We start from the raw sequence: 21,568 nt of genomic DNA, 5'->3' as shown, positions 1-21,568 counted from the left end.
GAGATGGAGTTTATGCTGCCATCCAATGGGCTGGATGCTGCACGGCTGAATCAGCTTATCCGCCAGTATGATCCGTTGTCACAACAGGCCGGAGCGCTTGAGTTTGATACCCTTAAAGGGATGCTGAAGGGGTTTATCGATCTGGTGTTTGAATACCAGGGGCGCTATTACATTCTTGATTACAAATCGAACCATCTGGGCAATCAGCCTGAGCTTTATAGCGGCACTGCGCTGGATAACGCCATGATAGAACATCGTTATGATCTGCAATACCAGCTCTACACTCTGGCGCTGCACCGGTTGCTGCGGAGCCGCTTACCCGATTATCGCTATGAAGACCATTTTGGTGGAGTGTTCTACCTGTTCCTGCGGGGGATGCGAGCCGGTTCGCCGGACAGCGGCGTATTCCATTGCCGGCCCTCGACTGAGTTAGTTGAGCAACTGGATCGGTTATTCAGGGAGGGACAGTAATGGAACTATTAGATCAGTTACGTCAGTTGCAATTGATCCGGCCGCTGGATCTGCAATTTGCCCGCTTTATCCTCAGTGAGGAACTACAGGATCAGTCGGAAAGTCATGTGGCTGCGGATGGCGGTGAACTATTAGCGCTGCTGGCTGCATTGGTGAGCTGGCAGTTAGGTCGTGGTGAGGTGTGTCTGCCGCTGTCCGGCGTTGCTGCGCTGATCGACAGCTGGCCGACAACTCTCCGACAACGGGCAGAGGCGCTGCTTCATGAGCTGTCCGAACCCCTGGTGTTGGGTTTTGCAGTGATCTCCGATGGCCGTTGTGAAACCCCTCTGGTGTGCAGTAATGGTCGACTCTATCTCTACCGCTACTGGTATTACGAAACCGAAGTGGCTAATACCATTCTACGCCTGGCGGCCCCGGTCGAAACAGACCGTGCCGCGATCCGTGCGGGTCTGAAGCGATTATTCAACGCTCCTGACCCCGGCGAAACGGACTGGCAGCAGGTAGCGGTGGCGGTGGCGCTTAGTCGCCGTTTCAGCGTGATCAGCGGGGGGCCGGGAACCGGTAAAACAACCACGGTGGCGCGCTTGCTGAGTCTCTATGCCGAACAGTTCAGTGTGCGGATGCAGCGTGCTCCCGTGATCCGCCTGGCCGCGCCTACCGGTAAAGCCGCCGCCCGGCTGAGTGAGTCGTTGCAAAGTGCGCAGCAGGGGCTGAATGCCAGTGATGCGGTGCGCGCCATGCTCCCCGATCAGGCGGTGACATTGCACCGTCTGCTGGGGCCACGACCGGACAGTAAAAACTTCCGGCATAACCGCAATAACCCGCTGCATCTTGATCTGCTGGTGGTTGATGAAGCCTCGATGATCGATCTGCCGATGATCTTCCGCCTGCTGGATGCACTGCCATCTCATGCTCAGCTGGTGATGATCGGTGACCGGGACCAGTTGGCTTCGGTCGAGGCGGGCAGTGTGCTGGGCGATATCTGTGCCTGGCAGCAGCAGGAGGTCACGGGCGAACTCTGTTATAGCCAGGAGCAGTTAAATTACCTGCAGGAGGTTTGCAGGCTGCAAGAACCTGCGTCAGCGCCAGGCAGCAATCCGGTTGCAGATGCGCTGGCGTTGCTGCGAAAAAGTTACCGCTTTGATCAGCATAGCGGTATCGGTCGGCTGGCCCGGGCGGTCAACGCTGGTGATGGGGAGCAGGCGGTTCGGTTGTTCAGTGAAAACCCCAGGGATATCGGTTTTGTGCCGCTGTCAGAGAGTGGTTATCAGCAGATGGTGACAGAGGTGGCCGGTGGCTATGCAACCTATCTTCAGTTAATGCACCGCGGCGGCGAGCCGAAGCAGTTACTGCAGGCGTTTAATCAGATCCAGTTGCTGGCGGTGGTGCGGCAGGGTGTTTACGGTGTTGAGGGGCTGAATCTGGCGATAGAGGCGCAGTTACAGCGGCAAAAGCTGATTAGTGTCTCCAGTGCCTGGTATAGCGGTCGTCCGGTCATGATCACCCGCAATGACTACCAGTTGGGTCTCTATAACGGTGATATCGGCATTGCCGCTCCTGATGATAAGGGTAAGCTACGGGTTTGGTTTGAACTGGCGGATGGCGAGATAAAAGGTTTTCTTCCCGGACGATTGCCGGATCATGAAACCGTTTATGCGATGACCGTTCACAAGAGTCAGGGATCAGAGTTTGAGCGGGTGGTGATGATCTTGCCAGCAGAGGATAGCCCGTTGCTAACCCGTGAGTTGATTTACACGGGTATCACCCGGGCCAAAGCAAAATTTGTATTGCATGCGACACCCCATGCGTTGATTAAAGGAAGCCACCGACGGACTGAAAGGGCCAGCGGTTTAAGCTGGCGCCTGTGGCAGTCTGCCGGGGCTTACTAGTGCCTGGTTTGCGGGGGGGAGCTCAGGCGTTAGCTTCCTGAGCGTCAACGAAGGCGGCAAATTCAGTGAAACCACCGATATGTTCCTGACCGTGAAAAATCTGTGGAACGGTATCAACCGGTTTACCGACCGTTTTTTCCAGATCCTCTTTGGTGATACCTTTCTCATGGATATCGATGTACAGATGATCCAGGTTTTTCATTTCACATAGTTGTTTAGCGCGGGTACAAAAGCCACAACCTTTGCGACCAAATATAGTAATTCGTTGCATATATTGCTCTCCTAAAATCTGTTTGAATGTATTGGAACAGTTTACCAAGCTCAACGCTAATTGCCTTTTTTAATGTTTTAGATAGACAGAGGTTATCGTCAGCGTATTCTTGGTTTAAAATGATACATACAAAGAGATGAACGGGTAACACTGTGCCAGAGAATATTCCGATCCACCGGCTGAGAGATATGCCGGTATTTGGTGGATTGCGTGAAGATATCGTCAAGTTGATACTTGAAGGTAGCCATTATGTTGAGCGTGAGGCAGGCGAACCGTTCTTTCTCGAGGGCGAACGGGGAGATTCTTCGTTTATCGTAGAGACGGGTAGTGCCGCCCTGTTTAAGGTGGGTGAGTCAGGCCACCAGCATCAGATACGCTCATTTTTGCCAGGCGAGTGTTTTGGTGCCATGGCTTTGCTGGGGGTTTATCCCCGTAGCGGCATCGTCAAAGCGCTGGAACCCTGCAGAGCGGTGGAGATCAAAGCGGATCAGCTGTTTTCAGTCTATCAGGCTGATCCTGAACAGTATGTGCTGATTTTCATGAACATGGCGCGCGATCTTAGCCGACGTCTCAGGGACACCGATGATCAGTTGGTAGTCTGTCTGGATGAACAACTGAAGATAACCCATCGTTAAGCTTAGTCGGGCTATATAGTGCGCCTTCCCGGTAGCCAGTTAAGCCGGTTGTGAAACAGGTTATAAATAAAAGGGGTGGCCTGATGCCACCCTTTTTTGCTGTCTGTTACCAGGTATCGTGACGTTTTCTGCGTTTTGGCAGATAGGGGATCATCAGTCCCAGCATCAGGCCGCCAAATGCGACTAAACCACCATAGGTAAACCATTTCATCAGATTACTTTCATCCATACCATTGATGGTGCGGTTGAGGCTGACAATCTCCTCCTCAAGGGCGGAAACTTTTCCGGCATTGCCGGCGTTCTGGCCCGCCAGGCTCTGGTTCTGCTGCTTGAGAGCGGCGATCTCTTCAGCCTGAGCCGCCAGACTGGCTTCACTCTGTTTTAGCTGATCCTCCAGCTTGGGGAAGCGATCAGCCATGCTGGTGCCTGAAGAAATTTTATCGGCTGGCATCCAGCCCACTTTGCCGCTTGGTGTTTTTATCTGGATGAAGTCGCTTTTCTCGTTACGACTGAGGACAGTCACGGGTGTGCCGCTGCGTATCCTGCCGGTAATCCGATATTCAGTTCCTGGACCTCCATGGTAGAAGGTATAGACATCATCACTGACATAATTAGCCGCACTTGCTGGAGCTGAGATAGCAATCGCGAAAAGTCCCGCGATCAACGTTTTCTTCGGGAGTCGATTTAACGAATTCATGTTGTTCCTGTTTGTATAGACGTTCAGCTTTCCCCCCCCTAAAACCGAAACCTGGTTTTCAGGTAAAGCTGGACAGGGTAGACCTGCAAGCGAAAGATAAGTTCAGCGAATTGTAGTAATAATTTAACATTATACAATCAATATGCAGCTATTTAAGCCCTGTTTTTTATACGGAAATAATTTTAAAAGGTAGTGGTATACTGTCGCACGAATTAACCGGCTGTCATAAGCCTGTATTTAGGAGTTATTTAAAGTGGCATTTATCCGTTGGTTTCTGGGCAGGATTATCCTGCTGTTGAACTTCATTTTCAGTCCTCGCCCGTTAAAGCGTGCTCCCGAGGAGCAACGTGCATTGGATCTGCGTACAACTAACCTGTCTCTTTATCAGTATGAAGCCTGTCCTTTCTGCGTAAAGGTGCGTCGGTCGTTGCGCCGTAATAGCCTCAATATCGAGCTGCGTGATGCTAAAAATGTCGAACAGTATCGCAATGAACTGCTTCAGGGTGGTGGTAAATTAAAAGTACCATGCCTGAGAATTGATGAAGGTGAAGGTAACGTTAGCTGGATGTATGAGTCTTCTGACATTATCCACTATCTTGAACAGACCTATATCGAGTCAAATATACAAAAAGCAGCTTAAGGCTGCTTTTTTTATCCCTCGGAGTCTGGTGTCTCTGCGAATATTAAGATAACTTATCTGTATATTTAACCAGTACTTATTCCGATATGATCCTATACATTGCAGAGAAGCCCAGCCTTGCCCGGGCGATCGCTGATGTTTTACCCAAACCGCATAAAAAACATGATGGCTATATTGAGCTGGGGAATGGCGATTGTGTCAGCTGGTGTCTCGGTCATCTGCTCGAACAGGCTGATCCCGCTGACTACAATCCCGATTTTAAACCCTGGCGCTTTGAACACCTGCCGATTATTCCCGCTGAGTGGAAGTTAAAGCCCCGCAGTCAGACCCGGTCACAGCTGGCGGTGTTGCGTAAACTGATTCGTCAGTCGAAACAGCTGGTGCATGCGGGTGATCCCGACCGCGAAGGACAGTTGCTGGTGGATGAGGTGATCAACTATCTGGGTGCCAGTGAAACCAAGAAAAGAACTGCCCAGCGGTTATTAATCAGTGATCTCAACCCCAAGGCGGTGGGGGCTGCGCTGGGGAATCTTAAATCTAATACTGAATTTATACCGTTATCTGTGTCGGCATTGGCGCGCTCGCGCGCGGACTGGATCTACGGCATCAATCTTACCCGGGCGTACAGTATTCAGGGGCGCAAAGCAGGCTATAACGGTGTGCTGTCAGTTGGCCGGGTGCAGACGCCACTGCTGGGTCTGGTTGTCCGGCGTGATAAAGAGATCGAAAACTTTGTCTCAAAACCGTTCTATGAGGTACAGGCGGTTGTGGAAACAGAGTCGGGAGAGCGCTTTAACGCTCGCTGGAAGCCGAGTGAAAACTGTCAGCCCTATCAGGATGAAGAGGGGCGGGTATTAAACCGCAAGTTAGCTGAAAATGTAATCGCGCGGATTAAAGGGCAACCGGCAGAGCTGGTCAAACTTACCCAGAAGCGTAAGAAGGAAAACGCGCCACTGCCTTTCAATCTCTCGGCGTTGCAGATAGAAGCTGCAAAACGTTACGGTATGAGCGCTAAGGCTGTGCTGGACACCTGTCAGTCGCTGTATGAACGGCATAAGCTGCTGACCTATCCCCGTTCTGATTGCCGCTATCTGCCTGAAGAGCATCACCGGCAGGCCGCTGAAGTGATCAGCGCCATTACCACTAATCAGCAGACGCTGACCGCGTTTCTCCCTCAGATTGATAGCACCCGTCGCTCATCGGCCTGGAACGATAAGAAGGTCAGCGCTCATCACGCCATTATACCGACCACCCGGCAGGCAAATGTGGCCTCTCTGAGCCAACAGGAAAGTCAGTTATATGATCTGGTAAGTCGCTACTATCTGGCCCAGTTTATGGCGCCCTACGAGTATGACGATACCCGGGTTGATCTGACGATTGCAGGGGGGCAGTTTATAGCAACCGCCCATCAGACGTTGCACTCTGGTTGGAAATTACTGCTGTCTTCATCTGAGGCAAAACATAGTCTGCTGCCAGTATTAGCAGAAGGACAGCCGTTACAATGCGTTGATGGTCTGCTGGAAGAGAAAAATACGCAACCACCCAAGTATTTCACCGATGCAACTCTGTTGGCAGCAATGACCGGTATCAGTCGTTATGTTGCCGACCCGGAAGTCCGTAAAGTGTTGAAAGAGACCGATGGACTGGGCACCGAAGCGACCCGGGCAGGCATAATCGAATTGCTGTTTACCCGTGGATTTTTTGTCAGAGAGGGAAAAACGATCCGCTCTACCACGGTAGGACGTGCGCTGATTGATAGTCTGCCAGAGAGCGCCACGACGCCGGATATGACCGCGCTCTGGGAGTCGGAACTGAGCAGGATCAGTCAGCAGGAAACCAGTTACAGCAGTTTTATGCAACCGCTGACCCAGCGGTTACATGGATTAATTGCTCAGTCGGCAGAGGTGGTGATTCCTGATACGCTGAAAGCCTTAAGTCCTGCGCCTAAGAAACGGCGAACCAGTCGAACCCGTAGTGGCTCTGCGGCGAAAAAGCCTGCTGCTAAGCAAACGACAACAGGTAAGAAGCGGACACCTGTCAGACGTAAAAAGTCGGCATAACCGCAGTTGTCAGCTGATTATTCTGACCCTTATTCAAGAGACAAAAAACGGTGCCTGGGTGCACCGTTTTTTATGGTTATATTTCGGTTGTTTTTATCCCCGGCTTTTATGCCAGCTTTGGCTCATGCCAGTTGATGCATTTAAGAAACTTGTGAGCAGGGTAGAACTTACCATCTTTGCCGGTCTGATCCTCTGACGACTTGATAAAGGCTTTAGGCAGTTCACCACCACTGTACACACCCAGCCCGATCTCTGTACGGTAGTAGGCCAGGGTTTCCTCGATCTCCGCTTCGGTTTTACACAGCTTAGAGAGGTTGCTTTCCTGAACGGCGGCCATATCTTTATCGGCGTCAATACCCAGCACATGGGCCATGCCGTAGGTGACCACCAGTATGTCAGCCACCGCATCACGCACTTCAGACATATCTTTATTCTGAATACCTTCAACCAGTTCCGCCAGTTCCTCCTGTATCAGGTGCAGCTGCTTGCCCGCTTTCTCCCAGTCAGGATCATTCATATTACCCAGTTGATTGCCAAAAACAGTGTTCAGAAAAGAAACGTCGGTGAAATTACTCATGGTTGTCTGTGTACCGTTAGAAAGTTAGAAACGGATTGTATGATGACGGTTTAAGGCGTTAAGCGCAATTTTGAAATTGGCTTTGCAAAGGTGTTTTGTAGAGGATTGAGGCCCGATAGCCTGTCAATGTTGACAGGCGTCACTGGATAATGATTGCCCTCTATTTCAGGCCAGCACCGCAATCGAGATAAGACTGAGCAGTGTGGTTAACACCAGCAGTTGTGCAACCCGGGTGGTGGGTGCGCCATAGAGCATGCCAAATGAGAACACCGCGGTGGTTATTGGTCCTGCTGAACTGAGCATATATTTACCGCTGTCTGGTGTGACCGGTGCGAACAGTGAGATCGCGGCCCAAACCGCTAATGGGAAGAGGATTAGCTTAAATCCGGTAAAGATACAGACTACTTTGTCTACACGGAGTGGTACCTGTGAAAGAACAACCCCGAGGGCCAGCAGCGCCAGAGGCGCGGCGGCGTGTCCGTTGAAGCTGACAAATGTCTGTATGGGGTCTGCCAGTTTTATATTCAGCAGGTTTAATAATAGTCCCGCGCCGATGGCCAGTACCAGGGGGAGTCGGGCAATGACGCTGAAGACATGTCGCAATGATGGCTGTTCGGGGCGTGTCAGTTCAAGCGCGAACAGTGTGCCCATAAACAGAATAATGGTGTCCAGCGTCAGAATAGCAATGACCGGCGATACACTCCCCGCGCCATAGAGAAATTGAGAGATTGGCAGCACTAAGAACGCATTATTAACAAAAACACAGCCGACAGACAGGAGTACGGCTTCCTGCTTTTGCAGCCCCAGTTTTAGTGCCAGCCAGAATGCCAGGCTGAGGATGATGCACTCGGCCAGCACATAGGATAACAAGGGTTCTGGGCTGAACTGCCTGAAGGGCGCGTTACTCACCAGACCCAATACCAGAATCGGCAGGAAGACCGATGTCGCCACCCAGTTGATGGTTTTGGCCTGTTCAACGGTCACCCGGTTTGTTTTCCCTAAGAAAAATCCCAGTGCCAGTATCGCAAACACGGGTAATACCGGGTTGATCAGCACCTCTAAAATTCCCATGGATCGTCCTTATTATTGTTAACTTTCAGCGGATATCAGATGCCCAGCGTTCCGATACTAGCAGTAATCCCGGACAGGACAAGCGTTGACCCCAGATAGCTGAAGAAGCCGTACAGGTTTTCTGTAACAACCCATAAGCATCATGGCAGAAAGGCTATATCCCGGGTTAATGGTTCAGGGATTGATCCCATCTTGTAAATTATTCATGTTGAAATGGGTTAGTATCGGGCATGTAAATTGACTTTAATGAGTTAATTATATATAAACTGATTCATAAATAATAAAAATAGAGAAGTTATGATGTTTAACGAAGTGCTGCAGGGGAGCGCCATCTATCAGGCGCAGGATCCCCAGGTTATATCCGATTACGTCAATAAACATATTGGAACACATCGGATATCTGTTAAAGGGGAGTGCGATCAGAAAGCGTCTATCTGGCATCGGAATCTTTCCGATGTGGCGCTGTCGCGGATAACCTATGGTGGCAATGTCAGGGTTCAGTCAGCCGATCTGGAAGATATCTATCATCTGCAAATTGTTACCAGTGGTGTCTGTGACTGGAGCCTGGCAGATAAAGATCTGAGAGTCAGTGCAGGCGAGGTTCTGCTGCTTAACCCTAATGACAGGGTTGATCTTAACTACTCTGCCGATTGCGAGAAAGTGATTGTTAAGATCCCTAAAAGCGTCATGATCTCGGCGCTGGCGGAGAAGGTCGCTTATCTGCCAAAGGATGGGGTGAAGTTTGATCATGCGGTACGTAAAACTTCTGACCATCGTTCCCTGATCCACCTGCTCGAACTGATCTTTATGGAAGCGGAAGCGGCGCAATCAGACTTCTCTCAACTGGCCCCCTACAGTAGTTTGCTGGCGGTTAAACTGCTGGACTGCTTTTCCAATAATATTCAGATTCCCGCGGAGGAACAGGCACCCCATTGCTTCTCGGCGATTGACAGCTATATAGCGGATCATATTAAAGATGACCTTTCGGTCGATGATCTGGCCAGTCTCAGTCGGGTGAGTCAGCGGACGCTCTATAATATCTTCGCGCGGCATAAATCAGTTACTCCGATGCACTATATTAAGCAGCAGAAGCTGATGCACGTGCATAAAATGTTGCAGGATGGCGAGGGTGGCTGTCGCAATGTCACCGAAGTAGCTTTAGATTTTGGCTTTATGCATCTGGGGCGTTTTTCCAGCGAATATCGCAAGATGTTTGGCGAACTGCCATCTGAAACGTTGAAGAAGAGGGGGCACTAGCTCATCAAGGTCGGGTGAGCGACCGTTCAGTCGCTTACATAAGGCAGCTTATTCAGGCGCCTTATTCAGGCACTTTGTTCAGGCACCTTAGGGTGCCTTTTTTGATGCAAACTCAGCTATAACCTCTCAGTTGTTGTGTTGCTGTCTGGCAGGCGTGGAGTACCGCCTGTTCATAGATACTGCCTTTTTCTACTGGCGTATCACTGGTCTGGCCGAGCAGGTTGATGATCGAGCTGATATTGTTATCGACATCAAAGATGGGGGCGCTGACGACGTTGATATCCGGCAGATAGTCCTGCATGAAGCGACAGACTTTCTCCTCCCTGATCTCCTCAAGCAGTTTCATAAACTCACTTTTACTCAGCGGCTGTCCCATATGCCTGGGCAGGGCCGGAGGGTTTGCGAAAAATTCATCGACGATCTCCTGACGTCGTTGATCTGGCAGAAACGCCAGGAATATGCGTCCGGAAGCCGAGGTAAAGGGGGATAGTTGCGACCCGAGACGGATATTGACGTTCAGGGAGCGGCTGGAATCCAGCCATTTGATCACCAGCGGGTAGTTGCCGTTCCAGATGGCGACGGTAATGGTCCGGTCGTATTCCCGGTGCAGCTTTTCTGCACATAAAAATGCGCTCTGAATAGGATCGATCAGGCGCAGTGCTGAGATACCGATTTTCAGACTGCTGGTGGCCAGGGTATATTTTGAGTCACTCTGCTGACTGATGTAACCCAGTTTTACCAGGCTCACCAGATATTTATGCAACCGGCTGGGGGACATCTCAGACAGTTCAGCCAGTGCTTTTAATGTGATGGGTTTTCCATATTCGGCGATATGTTCCAGGATTTTTAAACCCAGTTCCAGTGAACTGATACCCTGTTTCTGATCTTTGAGGATAGTAATCGTGGTGTCGATCATACAGTGTTTTATTCCTTATAGCGGGAGGCCTTTATTATCAGGCAGGCCTACCGCTATCGTATTAGACAGCCAGGCTTTGTTCAATAAACGCTTTATTGTCATCAAGTGACCGGGAATCCCCCTGAAACATCACTTTTCCTTTTACAATCAGAATATGTTTCTCGCACAGCTCATGCAGCACTTTAATGTTTTTATCCACGATGATGGTGGCTACACCAGAGTTTTTAATCTGTCTGATCACCTGCCAGATCTCTTTACGAATCAGCGGTGCCAGCCCCTCGGTTGCCTCGTCAAGAATCAGCAGATCCGGGTTAGTCAGCAGGGCACGACCGATGGCCAGCATCTGTTGTTCCCCGCCAGACAGCTGAGTGCCCTTATTGGTCAGCCGTTCGGTCAGACGGGGAAATACCTCCAGCACCTGATCGTAGGTCCAGTTAGTTTCACCTCTGGAGTTTTTCCGCGCTGCCATCTGCAGATGCTCTTTTACCGTCAGGTTGTGAAACATCCCCCGTCCCTCGGGAACATAGGCGATATCCCGGCGCATCCGTTTCCAGGTGGGCAGACGGGTAATGTCTTCCCCTTTGTAAATCACTGAACCGCTGCGGGGTGGTGCGATCCCCAGAATCGATTTCAGAGTGGTGGACTTTCCCATGCCGTTGCGGCCCATAATACTCACGGTTTCTCCGGCGGCTATCTCAAAGGAAACACCATGCAGGATGTGGCTTTCACCGTAGAGGGTTTGCAGGCCATGAACCTCAAGAATACTTTTCATGGTTAAAATACCTCATCATCGTTACCGAGATACGCATCCTGAACAAGCGGGTTGTTGCGGATATTGTCTACGGTATCGGTTATTAAGTGCTGGCCATCGACCATCACCGTCATCAGATCTGACAGTTCAAACACCGCATCCATATCGTGTTCAACGAGGACAATGCAGTATTGCTGCTTCAGCTCTTTCAGCAGACTGATAATGGTTTGTGATTCTTCGTGGCCCATTCCCGCCATCGGCTCGTCCAGTAACAGGACTTTTGGTGCGGTGGCGAGCACCATGGCGATCTCCAGCTGGCGCTGCTCACCATAGCTGACCTCGGTTGCCCGGGTATCCGCCCGCGCAGTTAAGCCGACCTGTTGCAATGCCTTCCGGGCTATCTCGGTGATCTGACGGTTTTTGCTGCGTTTTCTGAACAGGTTAAAGCTGCCGCCGATGCGTTGCTGAGCGGCGATACAGCAGTTTTCCAGACAGGTCGCGTTATGGAAAATATTGGTTTTCTGAAAGCTGCGGCCAATCCCCTCGCGGCAAAACTCATACCCCTTCAGGTGGGTGATCGGTTTGCCGTGATAAAGGATCACGCCGCTGGTGGCGGGGTAGGCACCGCAGAGGGTGTTCAACAGGGTGCTTTTGCCTGCGCCGTTGGGGCCGACAATGCTGTGCAGTTGTTTATCTTTGAACTGAATATTCAGTTCATTCAGTGCCTTCAGTCCACCCCAGAATTTACACAGGTTTTCCGCTTCAAGGATTGTCTGATTCATGAACGTTTACCTCCCAGAGCATTAAGGAATCCCGCGATACCGTGTTTGAGGCTGAGCACCAGTGCAATGATCAGCACACCCATAAAGAACATCCAGTACTCAGTCAGGTGCTCGATATAGTAGTGCAGCCCCTCATACATAAAGCTGCCGATAATGGCGCCAAAAACCGAACCCAGCCCTCCCAGTAACGCCATCACCAGCGCCGTTGCTGATATGTCCCAGGACATCATGCTGGGGTTGACGAAGCCAAACTGCAGGGCAAACAGATAGCCAGCATAGGCCGCCAGAGAGGAGGAGAGCACGTAGGCGATCAGGCGGAAGTGGAAGATGTNATAACCCAGAGCAATGGCCCGGTCGGGGTTCTCTTTCAGGGCGTCGATGACCCGTCCGAATGAGGAGTTCATGATAACTTTAAAGAACACAAAACAGTTGAACAGTGACAGCAGGCAGAGGTAGTAAAAGTGGGTTTCATTGTCGAGATCGAGAAAACTCAATCCGAAGATGCTGGTTTCCGGTTTGATGTAAACGAACAGACCGTCAAGCCCGCCGTATTCAACTGAATCGGCAAAGAAGTAGAAGGTCATCTGCGCCAGTGCCAGGGTGATCATAATCATATAGATGCCGCTGGTGCGCAGCACAATCAGACCAACAATCAGGGCGATAAAACCGCTGATCAGCATCACATAGAAGGTATAAACCCAGAAGTTAACCGCTTCATATTCGGGGGCAAGAATGGTGAAAATATAACCACCCAGGCCGTAAAACATCGCGTGCCCCAACGTGATCAGACCGGTGCGTCCCACCAGATAATCCAGCGACATGACAAAAATGGAGAGGATGATAATTGTTGAGAACTTATTGATATAAAAGGTGTTGCCCTCCAGAAACAGTGGAATGAACAAACCGATTGCGAAAAACAGATAGATAAATATCTTTTCAGATTTACTGGAAAATATAGACATAGTCTTGCCCCTCAGTTTTTAAACAAGCCCTGGGGCTTTGCTAAAAGGATCAGTGCCATCAACAGATAGATCGACATGCTGGAGGCTTGGGGTACCAGCACCGAGGCATAGGTATCAACGATGCCGACAATCAACGCCGCGACAAAGGCGCCTTTAATCGATCCAAGGCCGCCAATCACAACCACAACAAAGCAGGAGATCAGTACATGTTCGCCCATGCCGGGCACCAGGCTGACAATCGGTGCCGAAACGATACCCGCGAGGGATGCCAGGAAAACCCCAATAGCAAACACGATGGTGAACAGTTTGCTGATATCGACCCCCAGGTTTTCCACCATGGCGCGATCTGATTCCCCGGCGCGGATCATCATCCCCAGGCGGGTTTTATTGATGGTGAAATACATGGTGGCGGCAACCAGCAGGCAGAGCAGCGAGATAAACAGACGATAAACCGGATATTCGACGATATCGGTCAGTTTGATTGAACCTGACAGCAGTTCCGGGACTTCAACCCCCAGCGGGTCGTTGCCCCAGACAAAGCTCTGGGTGGCGTTAAAGATAAAGATCAGCCCCACGGTCAGCAGCACCTGGTCCAGGTGGTCTCGCTTATAGAGGTGGATAATCAGAAATCGTTCGATGATGATGCCAATCACCAGCGCCATCGTACCGCTGATAAGAAAGGCCAGTAGAAAACTGTCGGTCAGGGTGGTGAAATAATACGCAAGGTATGCCCCAATCATATACATAGAGCCATGTGCCAGATTGAGAATACCCATGACGCCAAACACCAGTGTAAGTCCTGACGCTATCAGAAACAGTAATAGCCCGTACTGTACTCCGTTGAGGAGTTGTACCAGGAAAAGTGACGTATCCATAATATCTGCCTAAAGATGAATCTTGAAAAATCCGCTGAAGGGCCTCCGCAAAGGCCCTTAATTGAGCGTTATAGCTTGCAGCCGCGGGCAGGGTCTTCCAGGTGATCCTGAGCAACTTTAACCACCGTATTCTGGCCATCAACCACCTTGCGCAGGTAGATGGTCTGAATCGGGTTGTGGGCTTTTGAAAAGTGGAATGCACCCCGTGGGCTGTCTATTTCCAGTTTCTCCATCTGCTGAATCAGTGCGGCTTTATCGGAGGTATTGCCACCCGTCGCGGTTACCGCCTGAGCGATCAGCTGACCCGCATCATAACCCTGCACGGCGAACAGGTCGGCGGGCTTGCCGTAGAGGGTTTCATAATCCTGACGAAAGCGTTGGTTCTTAGGGATATCCAGCGCATCGGCGTAGTGCAGGGTGGTAATCACCCCTTCAGCCGCAGGCCCCTGCGCAGTAGTAGTGCCTTCGGTGAGAAAGCCAGAGCCGAGCAACGGTATCTTGCCTTTTAACCCCATGGCGTCGTAATCCTTAACAAACTTAACCGCACCGCCACCGGCGAAGAAGACAAACACCGCATCAGGATTAATGGAGGCGATTTCGGTCAGATAGGACTGAAACTCTGTTTTCGGAAATGGCACCAGCATCTCTTTAATCACTTCACCACCGGCTTTGGTGAAGGATTCGTTGAACGCCTCCAGCGACTCTTTACCGAAACCGTAGTTCCAGCTCATGGTGACGATCTTTTTATAGCCCATGTCATAGGCTTCTTTGCCCATCGGGAACGCGGTCTGCCATGAGGAGAATGAGGTGCGGAAGACGTTGGGCTGACAGAAGGCCCCGGTGGCAGCGTTAGCGCCGGCATTGGGAATGATCATGATCGAATCTTTACCTTTGATGGTTTTGATCATCCCCATCGCGACACCGGAATGTACCGGGCCAATGACGAAATCGGCTTTCTGGTTGTCAACCAGCGAGGAGGTGATCTCCGGTGCCCGTGCAGGTTTGGCTTCGGTGTCCATCTCGATAAATTCAACCGGGCGGCCAGCGATGCTGTTACCTTGCTCTTTCAGTGCCTGTTTCAAACCATTGCGGGTTGATTCCCCCAGGCCGGCATAAACACCGCTGAAGGGCAGCATGACGCCCACTTTAATCGGATCACTGTCCGCAGCCATTGAGCCGGAACTCATTGTGATTATGGTGGCAGCAATGCTGGCAGATAGAACTGACGGGAATATCTTCTTTTTATTGTTCATCACTAATGTCTCAAAGTTAGAGGATTAAGTCGAACTCAGCCTATGTCCGAAGCGGGCTTTCCAATAGCCACTGATTGCAAGCTTTGTCCATCTAGCGCATTGCATCCGCTTCGCTGCAGAAAATGGATAGAGAGTTTCGCTGAACGGATTTTTTTTGCCTTGTGCATTCGCGATAGTGGGATCATCGAGGCGCTTTAGTGCTGATGATGAAGCTGATAAGGCCAGACAGGTCGACCATCTGGCTAATAATAAAAATGAGGAAGAAAAATGAAAAAGGGTGTTATGCGTCCCGGTCATGTACAGATCCGGGTGCTGGATATTGATGAAGCCGTTACACATTACCGTGACCTGTTAGGACTGATCGAAATGGATCGCGATGAGCAGGGGCGGGTTTATCTGAAAGGCTGGACCGAAGTCGATAAGTTTTCGGTTGTGCTGCGTCAGGCTGACGAGCCGGGTATGGACTTTATGGGTTTTAAGGTGCTCAACGACGAAGTGCTGAAACAGTTAGAAACGGATCTGGTTGCCTATGGTTGTGCGGTTGAGCATATCGCCGCCGGTGAACTGGATGGCTGTGGTCGTCGTATCCGTTTCCAGGCGCCCACCGGTCACGCATTTGAACTCTATGCTGAGAAAGAGCAAACCGGCAAGTGGGGTATTTCCAAAGTGAATCCTGAAGCCTGGCCCCGTGACCTTAAAGGGATGAAAGCCACCCGCTTCGATCACTGTCTACTGTACGGGCCAGATGTCAACAAAACCTATGAGCTGTTCCGCGATGTGCTGGGCTTTGATCTGGCTGAGCAGGTGGTTGATCCGGATGGTAACCGTATTGCGGCGTTTATCACTTCCAGCATGAAAGCCCATGATGTGGCGTTTATCGAATGCCCTGATCCCGGTAAGTTTCATCACGCATCATTCTTTCTGGAAACCTGGGAGCAGGTGCTGCGCGCCGGTGACCTGATCTCCATGACCAATACCTCCATTGATATTGGTCCAACCCGTCATGGTCTGACACACGGCCAGACTATCTACTTCTTCGACCCGTCAGGTAACCGTAACGAGGTGTTCTGTGGCGGTGACTGTCACTATCCCGACCATGAGCCAGTGACCTGGAAAGCGGAAGATCTGGGTAAGGCGATCTTCTATCATGACCGGGTTCTGAATGAACGCTTCCTGTCAGTACTCACCTGATTGGCAACGTTGCCCGGAAGAGGGATTTTTCGGGCTACGTAGCCAGATATTTTGAGTTTTATATGGCTCTTGTATCGCTGCGTTTTCATGCTTGTTTTGCTCCCTTTCGCAATGTATTTGGCCTCCTTCTGGAGGTCTTTTTTGGTTTGTCGCAGGTTATGGGAGATAAAGAAAAACCGCTGACTTAAGTCTGGATTTTATAAAGGTTTTACCACAGAGGACACAGAGGACACAGAGGACACAGAGGACACAGAGGACACAGAGGACAATGATAAGTGCTGTTTAGCGGTTTCTCTGTGATCTCTGTGTCCTCTGTGGTGAGTCTGTTTTAGATTATGAAGCCGCCTTTTATCACGGCAGACTGCCGTTCTAGTCACTACCCCGATACCCCTTTCCTGGTCGACAAAGAAGCATTATCCCGTTTCTGCACTGCAGGTGCATAAATAGGATAGAGGTCGGCATAAAGCGGATATTGAGTTACCCCTCTGTTGAGTATCTTTGAGGAAAACAATAGAGGTGGACCGAATGAACACAGCACTGTTTAATAAAATTGATTCAATGATGGAAGAGAAACCCGAAGAGGGTATCTATCGCTGCAAGCGGGATATGTTTACCGATCCGGAACTGTTCGAACTGGAGATGAAACATATCTTTGAAGGCAACTGGATCTATCTTGCTCACGAAAGCCAGATTCCTAACAAGAACGACTTTTTTACCTACACCATGGGTCGCCAGCCGATCTTCATTACCCGTAACAAAGACAATGAGCTGAAAGCCTTTATCAACGCCTGTAGTCACCGTGGGGCGATGTTGTGCCGGACCAAAAAAGGCAATCGTGCGGCCCACACCTGTCCGTTTCATGGCTGGGTGTTCAACAACGATGGCAAGCTGCTGAAGGTTAAAGACCCGGATGATGCCGGTTATCCGGAATCGTTTAACTGCGAAGGGTCGCACAACCTCAAAGAGGTGCCCCGTTTTGCCAGTTACAAGGGCTTCCTGTTTGGCAGTCTGAACCCTGATGTTGTCTCTCTGGAAGAGTATCTGGGGGAAGCGTCCAAGATTATCGACATGATTGTCGATCAGTCACCGGAAGGCCTGGAAGTGCTGCGTGGCAGCTCCACCTACGTGTATGACGGCAACTGGAAGGTGCAGGCTGAAAACGGCGCAGATGGCTATCATGTCAGCGCAGTGCACTGGAACTATGTGGCAACCACCGGTCGTCGGGATAAAGAAACCGATAAAACCAAAGCGATGGATGCCAGCACCTGGGCGAAGCAGAAGGGTGGTTTCTACGCCTTCGATCACGGTCATATCTGCCTGTGGATGCAGTGGCCAAACCCGAAAGACCGGCCAATCTACCAGCGCCGTGACGAGCTGATCGCCAGCAGTGGTGAGGCACGAGCGGACTGGATGATCGGTAATCTGCGTAACCTCTGTGTCTATCCGAACGTCTTCCTGATGGATCAGTTCAGCTCGCAAATCCGCCAGTTCCGTCCTATCGATGTCAATAAAACGGAAGTCACCATCTACTGCATCGCGCCGAAGGGTGAAAGTGCCGAGGCACGTGCTCAGCGGATTCGTCAGTATGAAGATTTCTTCAACGCCAGTGGTATGGCAACCCCGGATGACCTGGAAGAGTTCCGCTCCTGTCAGAAAGGCTTTATGGCCAGCAGCCTGGAATGGAACGATATGTGCCGGGGGGCAGAGCACTGGATTAAAGGGCCGGATGAAGAGGCGAAAAAGCTGGGTATGAATCCCGTGATGAGCGGTGCCAAAACCGAAGATGAGGGGTTGTACACCGTGCAACATCGTTACTGGGTTGATGTGATGAAGAAAGCGGCAGCCGAACAGGAGGAGAAATAATCATGGCTATCTCAATCGAGCAGGTAAATAAATTTCTCTATGAAGAGACCCGCTATCTTGATGACAAAGACTGGGATAGCTGGCTGGAGATGTATGCTGAAGATGCTACCTACTGGGTGCCCTCCTGGGATGATACCGGCGAGCTGACCGAAGACCCTCAGTCCGAGATTTCGCTGATGTATTACGCTTCACGCAGCGGACTGGAAGACCGGGTGTTCCGTATCAACACGGATAAATCCAGTGCCACCAGTCTGCCACAGCCGCGCACTTCGCATAATCTGAGCAACATTGAGATTGTCGAAGCGTCAGATGATCAGTGTCAGGTGCGTTTCAACTGGGTTAACTATGCCTATCGTTATGAGCACGTCTACACCTACTTCGGTACCAGCTATTACACCCTGGATACCACGGGTGATCGTCCCAGGATCAAAGCGAAAAAAGTCGTGCTGAAAAACGACTATATCCATCATGTGGTCGATATCTATCATCTTTAATAATAACAATAAGGCCCCCGGTTTAACGGGGGCCGGGATCGATTATGTCTTATAAAATTGCATTAAACTTTGAAGACGGTGTCACTCGTTTTATCGAGTGCAACGAGGGTGAACTGGTCGCTGATGCCGCCTATCGTCAGCGGGTTAATATTCCACTGGATTGCCGCGATGGTGCCTGTGGTACCTGTAAGTGTCATGCCGAATCCGGCAAATATACACTGGAAGATTACATCGAGGATGCGCTTTCTGAAGAAGAGGCAGAGCAGGGGCAGGTGCTTACCTGTCGTATGGTGCCCACTTCTGACTGCGTCGTTTCAGTACCAGTGTCCTCTAAGGTATGCAAAACCGTTACCGAGGCCTATCCGGTTGAGCTGTCGGCGATTAATCGTCACTCAGATACCGCGATTAGCTTTTCGGTGAAAGGTGAGAAACTGGCTAAGCTGCACTTTCTGCCAGGGCAGTATGTCAATATTAAAGTGCCGGGCAGCGATGAAACCCGGGCTTACTCCTTCAGTTCACTGGTGAGTGATGCCAACGAAGTCTCCTTTCTGATCCGGGTGATTCCCGATGGCAAGATGAGCGGTTATATGCGTGACAGCGCTCAGGTGGGAGAACCGCTGGAGATCTCTGGTCCGTTTGGCAGCTTCTATCTGCGGGATATGAACCGTCGGGCCCTGTTTCTTGCCGGTGGTACCGGTCTGGCCCCGTTCACGGCGATGCTGGAAAAGATGCAACGGGATGGTCTGGAATATCCGGTGCACCTTATCTACGGCGTAACCAACGATATCGATCTGGTCGAGGTTGACCGGCTGGAACGTCTGGCGGCAGCGCTGCCACTGTTCAGCTTCGCCACCTGTGTTGCCTCACCCGAGAGCGAACACCCAGCCAAAGGCTATGTCACCCAGTACATCGAAGCCGAACACCTCTGCGATGGTGATGTTGATATCTATCTCTGCGGACCGCCGCCGATGGTCGATGCGGTCAACCATTACTTCTCAGAAAAAGGCATGACACCCGCCAGCTTCCATTACGAAAAATTTGCCTGAGGTAACCTCTATGTCTGTACGTCGTTTTGAAGAAAAGGTTGTCGTCGTCACAGGGGCCGCTCAGGGCATTGGCCGGGAGGTCGCGCTTCGGGCGGCGGCGGAAGGTGCGCTGCTGGTACTGGTTGATTTCTCACCTCTGGTGGAGGAGGTTGCCGCTGAGATCACCGGGCAGGGCTATCCAGAGCCACTGGTGGTGCTCGCCAATCTTGAACAGTATGCCGAGTGCAGCAAGGCGATGGCTGCCGCCGTAGACAAATATGGCCGTATCGATAGCCTGATCAATAATGTCGGTGGCACCATCTGGGTTAAACCCTATGAGCATTATGAAGAGGCGCAGGTAGAAGCGGAGATACGCCGTTCACTGTTTCCAACCCTCTGGTGTTGTCATGCGGTGCTGCCCGTGATGCAGCAGCAAAACGCAGGCGCAATCGTTAATGTCTCATCCATCGCCACAAAAGGGCTCAACCGGGTTCCCTACGCCGCCGCCAAGGGGGGCGTTAACGCCCTGACCGCCTGTCTCGCCTGGGAAAACGGCAACCGCGGCATCCGTGTCAATGCAGTAGCACCCGGCGGCACCGATGTCGGTGAGCGGAAAATCCCCCGCAACACCCAGCCGATGAGCGATGATGAAAAAGTGTGGTATCAACAGATCGTAGATCAGACCATCGATTCAACAGTGATGGGCCGTTATTGCACCCCCGATGAGCAGGCCAGCGCGATCCTCTTTCTCGCCTCCGATGACGCCTCTTATATCACCGGAACAATCCTCCCTGTAGGTGGGGGAGATCAGGGGTGATGCGCAACGTGTTGTTTGTCTGAATCTTATTTGAAAGGCAGCCATTCGGCTGCCTTTTTTATGATTGGGGGGCGTTGTCAGATCGCCGCTTCGCGGCTGGCTAGCCGTTAGAACGTCGCTTCGCGACTCGCTAGAAAAAGCAAGGAAAAACAGCAGTTGTAGCCATCGACAAGGCTGGGATATAGTGAAATCCGGTGGGTAACTGGAGTACCCGTATCGTAGTCTGTGATTTTGATGGGTCTGTGTCGCTCGGTCAGGCATTAAAGACAATTCAGGCGGATATTCAGGATGAATACCATTATCCTGTTTTCCTCTTTGGCAGTCTTTGCCTTTGCATATTGAGTCACATATTCCTGACAATGTCGGCTTTTGCGATACATTCATATGTACCTTACAAGGTAGCAAAGCTTGCAAGCTTTCCAACCTTACAAGGGCTGACTATTAAATTGTTAACTTTCAAGGAGAGATAAGTGCAATTAGCAAAATTGGATTCAATTTTTAGAGAAATATGGGAGCATGACGGGAATCCAAAGGAAAAGGGAAAGGCGTACCTGAATCCATTTCAAAAATGGACATTCCGGTTAATGTTTGTCTTTTTTGGTCTGGCTATGATTGTAGCGCTTTCAACAAAAATTGAGATTCACGATTGGCAAAAGCCAACAGCGTTGATTCTTGTTCTGTTGGCTCAAGTATCCGGGCTCCTATATCAGATTTCTTTTGTCTTTGAGGCTTTCAAGATTTTTAAAGCACCTGCTAGGCACTTTTTGGAGCCGGTGACAGAATCTTCAGTAAGAGACTTCGAACTGGCCGAATCATTTTCTAGATTTACTGAGTCACAACTATATTACGCAAAAGAAAGGCTCTCCTTAGAAAGTATTCATATGCGTTCACGTGTCAGCCTGCTCGTTGGAGCATTGGATAAGGTTGGGATAGTTCCAGTTCTAGTGGCATGGATAATAGCATCGTATAAATACATAGCTAATGGATCGATTGTATTTGAGCAAATCGACTGGCTGGTATATGGCCTACTAGGGCTATATCTAGTAACTCTACCAATTTTATTCTTTGCCC

Annotated in this window: 22 protein-coding genes; 12 read left to right on the top strand and 10 right to left on the bottom strand. The window is 50.7% G+C overall.

The genetic code is table 11. The features are described from left to right. Positions 1-471: PD-(D/E)XK nuclease family protein (locus ACQY8X_RS16955; RefSeq protein ID WP_428036323.1), on the top strand; the 471-nt coding region annotated here is incomplete at its 5' end. Continuing rightward, positions 471-2,360 carry an exodeoxyribonuclease V subunit alpha gene (gene recD / locus ACQY8X_RS16950; RefSeq protein ID WP_428036322.1) on the top strand — a complete coding sequence of 630 codons (1,890 nt, stop codon included), beginning with the start codon at positions 471-473 and terminating at the stop codon, positions 2,358-2,360. The genes ACQY8X_RS16955 and recD, both read left to right, overlap by 1 nt. Before the next feature lie 22 nt (positions 2,361-2,382). On the opposite strand, the gene ACQY8X_RS16945 is transcribed toward recD, so the two are convergent. Then, entirely contained in the window at positions 2,383-2,631 is a 249-nt protein-coding gene (locus ACQY8X_RS16945; protein ID WP_299196650.1) for a GrxA family glutaredoxin, read from the bottom strand. A 152-nt stretch (positions 2,632-2,783) separates the two neighbouring features. Between ACQY8X_RS16945 and ACQY8X_RS16940 the strand changes: the two genes are divergently transcribed. After that, the gene (locus tag ACQY8X_RS16940; protein WP_299196656.1) at positions 2,784-3,266 is read left to right on the top strand and encodes a Crp/Fnr family transcriptional regulator; all 483 of its coding nucleotides are present in this window, start codon (positions 2,784-2,786) and stop codon (positions 3,264-3,266) included. Between the two features lie 106 nt (positions 3,267-3,372). Here the strand turns inward: ACQY8X_RS16940 and ACQY8X_RS16935 are convergent, their stop codons facing one another. Further along, complete coding sequence (locus ACQY8X_RS16935) at positions 3,373-3,963, bottom strand: TIGR04211 family SH3 domain-containing protein (RefSeq protein ID WP_428036321.1); 591 nt, start codon at positions 3,961-3,963, stop codon at positions 3,373-3,375. Positions 3,964-4,216: 253 nt separating this feature from the next. Between ACQY8X_RS16935 and ACQY8X_RS16930 the strand changes: the two genes are divergently transcribed. Continuing rightward, positions 4,217-4,603 carry a glutathione S-transferase N-terminal domain-containing protein gene (locus tag ACQY8X_RS16930; RefSeq protein WP_428036320.1) on the top strand — a complete coding sequence of 129 codons (387 nt, stop codon included), beginning with the start codon at positions 4,217-4,219 and terminating at the stop codon, positions 4,601-4,603. Between the two features lie 86 nt (positions 4,604-4,689). Continuing rightward, on the top strand, positions 4,690-6,663 hold the full coding sequence (locus ACQY8X_RS16925) for a DNA topoisomerase III (RefSeq protein WP_428036319.1): 1,974 nt from the start codon (positions 4,690-4,692) through the stop codon (positions 6,661-6,663). A gap of 106 nt (positions 6,664-6,769) precedes the next feature. On the opposite strand, the gene ACQY8X_RS16920 is transcribed toward ACQY8X_RS16925, so the two are convergent. Continuing rightward, positions 6,770-7,240 (bottom strand): nucleoside triphosphate pyrophosphohydrolase family protein, encoded by a 471-nt coding sequence (locus ACQY8X_RS16920; protein ID WP_428036318.1) that lies wholly within the window; start codon positions 7,238-7,240, stop codon positions 6,770-6,772. A gap of 165 nt (positions 7,241-7,405) precedes the next feature. Continuing rightward, on the bottom strand, positions 7,406-8,311 hold the full coding sequence (locus ACQY8X_RS16915; protein WP_428036317.1) for an AEC family transporter: 906 nt from the start codon (positions 8,309-8,311) through the stop codon (positions 7,406-7,408). Positions 8,312-8,608: 297 nt separating this feature from the next. On the opposite strand from ACQY8X_RS16915, the gene ACQY8X_RS16910 reads away from it, so the two are divergent. After that, a complete protein-coding gene (locus tag ACQY8X_RS16910) occupies positions 8,609-9,568 on the top strand; it encodes an AraC family transcriptional regulator (RefSeq protein WP_428036316.1) in 960 nt (319 codons plus the stop codon). 112 nt (positions 9,569-9,680) lie between these two features. On the opposite strand, the gene ACQY8X_RS16905 is transcribed toward ACQY8X_RS16910, so the two are convergent. The 6 genes from ACQY8X_RS16905 to ACQY8X_RS16880 all read right to left on the bottom strand — a co-directional run bounded on the left by ACQY8X_RS16905 (position 9,681) and on the right by ACQY8X_RS16880 (position 15,107). Next, positions 9,681-10,484, bottom strand: coding sequence for an IclR family transcriptional regulator (locus tag ACQY8X_RS16905; RefSeq protein ID WP_428036315.1), 804 nt, complete (start codon positions 10,482-10,484; stop codon positions 9,681-9,683). A 61-nt stretch (positions 10,485-10,545) separates the two neighbouring features. After that, positions 10,546-11,256: an ABC transporter ATP-binding protein gene (locus ACQY8X_RS16900; RefSeq protein ID WP_428036314.1), complete on the bottom strand. Its 711-nt coding sequence runs from the start codon at positions 11,254-11,256 to the stop codon at positions 10,546-10,548. Positions 11,257-11,258: 2 nt separating this feature from the next. Beyond that, positions 11,259-12,017: an ABC transporter ATP-binding protein gene (locus ACQY8X_RS16895; RefSeq protein WP_428036313.1), complete on the bottom strand. Its 759-nt coding sequence runs from the start codon at positions 12,015-12,017 to the stop codon at positions 11,259-11,261. Next, a complete protein-coding gene (locus tag ACQY8X_RS16890) occupies positions 12,014-12,979 on the bottom strand; it encodes a branched-chain amino acid ABC transporter permease (RefSeq protein ID WP_428036312.1) in 966 nt (321 codons plus the stop codon). Before ACQY8X_RS16890 ends, ACQY8X_RS16895 begins: the two co-directional genes overlap by 4 nt. Before the next feature lie 11 nt (positions 12,980-12,990). After that, positions 12,991-13,854: a branched-chain amino acid ABC transporter permease gene (locus ACQY8X_RS16885; RefSeq protein ID WP_091355742.1), complete on the bottom strand. Its 864-nt coding sequence runs from the start codon at positions 13,852-13,854 to the stop codon at positions 12,991-12,993. A 68-nt stretch (positions 13,855-13,922) separates the two neighbouring features. Continuing rightward, on the bottom strand, positions 13,923-15,107 hold the full coding sequence (locus ACQY8X_RS16880) for an ABC transporter substrate-binding protein (RefSeq protein ID WP_428036311.1): 1,185 nt from the start codon (positions 15,105-15,107) through the stop codon (positions 13,923-13,925). Between the two features lie 267 nt (positions 15,108-15,374). Between ACQY8X_RS16880 and ACQY8X_RS16875 the strand changes: the two genes are divergently transcribed. The 6 genes from ACQY8X_RS16875 to ACQY8X_RS16850 form a co-directional block, all read left to right on the top strand. Continuing rightward, positions 15,375-16,298 carry a catechol 2,3-dioxygenase gene (locus ACQY8X_RS16875; RefSeq protein ID WP_428036310.1) on the top strand — a complete coding sequence of 308 codons (924 nt, stop codon included), beginning with the start codon at positions 15,375-15,377 and terminating at the stop codon, positions 16,296-16,298. A gap of 525 nt (positions 16,299-16,823) precedes the next feature. Further along, the gene (gene benA / locus ACQY8X_RS16870) at positions 16,824-18,161 is read left to right on the top strand and encodes a benzoate 1,2-dioxygenase large subunit (RefSeq protein WP_428036309.1); all 1,338 of its coding nucleotides are present in this window, start codon (positions 16,824-16,826) and stop codon (positions 18,159-18,161) included. Positions 18,162-18,163: 2 nt separating this feature from the next. Continuing rightward, complete coding sequence (gene benB / locus ACQY8X_RS16865) at positions 18,164-18,655, top strand: benzoate 1,2-dioxygenase small subunit (protein ID WP_428036308.1); 492 nt, start codon at positions 18,164-18,166, stop codon at positions 18,653-18,655. A 44-nt stretch (positions 18,656-18,699) separates the two neighbouring features. Then, positions 18,700-19,701, top strand: a complete 1,002-nt coding sequence (gene benC, locus ACQY8X_RS16860; RefSeq protein ID WP_428036307.1) for a benzoate 1,2-dioxygenase electron transfer component BenC — start codon at positions 18,700-18,702, stop codon at positions 19,699-19,701. Between the two features lie 10 nt (positions 19,702-19,711). Continuing rightward, on the top strand, positions 19,712-20,497 hold the full coding sequence (locus tag ACQY8X_RS16855) for a 1,6-dihydroxycyclohexa-2,4-diene-1-carboxylate dehydrogenase (RefSeq protein ID WP_428036306.1): 786 nt from the start codon (positions 19,712-19,714) through the stop codon (positions 20,495-20,497). A gap of 470 nt (positions 20,498-20,967) precedes the next feature. Then, a partial coding sequence (locus ACQY8X_RS16850) for a hypothetical protein (protein ID WP_428036305.1) occupies positions 20,968-21,568 on the top strand: 601 nt, incomplete at its 3' end.

This window comes from Amphritea sp., assembly GCF_050300915.1.
In the GTDB taxonomy this organism is placed as follows: domain Bacteria; phylum Pseudomonadota; class Gammaproteobacteria; order Pseudomonadales; family Balneatricaceae; genus Amphritea.
This window is presented reverse-complemented; position numbering and strand designations above follow the sequence as displayed.

Excerpts from the sequence above, each read along its gene's own strand:
- recD (WP_428036322.1), top strand. The coding sequence starts at position 471 with ATGGAACTATTAGATCAGTTACGTCAGTTGCAATTGATCCGGCCGCTG.
- ACQY8X_RS16945 (WP_299196650.1), bottom strand. The coding sequence starts at position 2,631 with ATGCAACGAATTACTATATTTGGTCGCAAAGGTTGTGGCTTTTGTACC.
- ACQY8X_RS16935 (WP_428036321.1), bottom strand. The coding sequence starts at position 3,963 with ATGAATTCGTTAAATCGACTCCCGAAGAAAACGTTGATCGCGGGACTT.
- ACQY8X_RS16925 (WP_428036319.1), top strand. The coding sequence starts at position 4,690 with ATGATCCTATACATTGCAGAGAAGCCCAGCCTTGCCCGGGCGATCGCT.
- ACQY8X_RS16920 (WP_428036318.1), bottom strand. The coding sequence starts at position 7,240 with ATGAGTAATTTCACCGACGTTTCTTTTCTGAACACTGTTTTTGGCAAT.
- ACQY8X_RS16915 (WP_428036317.1), bottom strand. The coding sequence starts at position 8,311 with ATGGGAATTTTAGAGGTGCTGATCAACCCGGTATTACCCGTGTTTGCG.
- ACQY8X_RS16910 (WP_428036316.1), top strand. The coding sequence starts at position 8,609 with ATGATGTTTAACGAAGTGCTGCAGGGGAGCGCCATCTATCAGGCGCAG.
- ACQY8X_RS16905 (WP_428036315.1), bottom strand. The coding sequence starts at position 10,484 with ATGATCGACACCACGATTACTATCCTCAAAGATCAGAAACAGGGTATC.
- ACQY8X_RS16900 (WP_428036314.1), bottom strand. The coding sequence starts at position 11,256 with ATGAAAAGTATTCTTGAGGTTCATGGCCTGCAAACCCTCTACGGTGAA.
- ACQY8X_RS16895 (WP_428036313.1), bottom strand. The coding sequence starts at position 12,017 with ATGAATCAGACAATCCTTGAAGCGGAAAACCTGTGTAAATTCTGGGGT.
- ACQY8X_RS16885 (WP_091355742.1), bottom strand. The coding sequence starts at position 13,854 with ATGGATACGTCACTTTTCCTGGTACAACTCCTCAACGGAGTACAGTAC.
- ACQY8X_RS16880 (WP_428036311.1), bottom strand. The coding sequence starts at position 15,107 with ATGAACAATAAAAAGAAGATATTCCCGTCAGTTCTATCTGCCAGCATT.
- ACQY8X_RS16875 (WP_428036310.1), top strand. The coding sequence starts at position 15,375 with ATGAAAAAGGGTGTTATGCGTCCCGGTCATGTACAGATCCGGGTGCTG.
- benA (WP_428036309.1), top strand. The coding sequence starts at position 16,824 with ATGAACACAGCACTGTTTAATAAAATTGATTCAATGATGGAAGAGAAA.
- benB (WP_428036308.1), top strand. The coding sequence starts at position 18,164 with ATGGCTATCTCAATCGAGCAGGTAAATAAATTTCTCTATGAAGAGACC.
- benC (WP_428036307.1), top strand. The coding sequence starts at position 18,700 with ATGTCTTATAAAATTGCATTAAACTTTGAAGACGGTGTCACTCGTTTT.
- ACQY8X_RS16855 (WP_428036306.1), top strand. The coding sequence starts at position 19,712 with ATGTCTGTACGTCGTTTTGAAGAAAAGGTTGTCGTCGTCACAGGGGCC.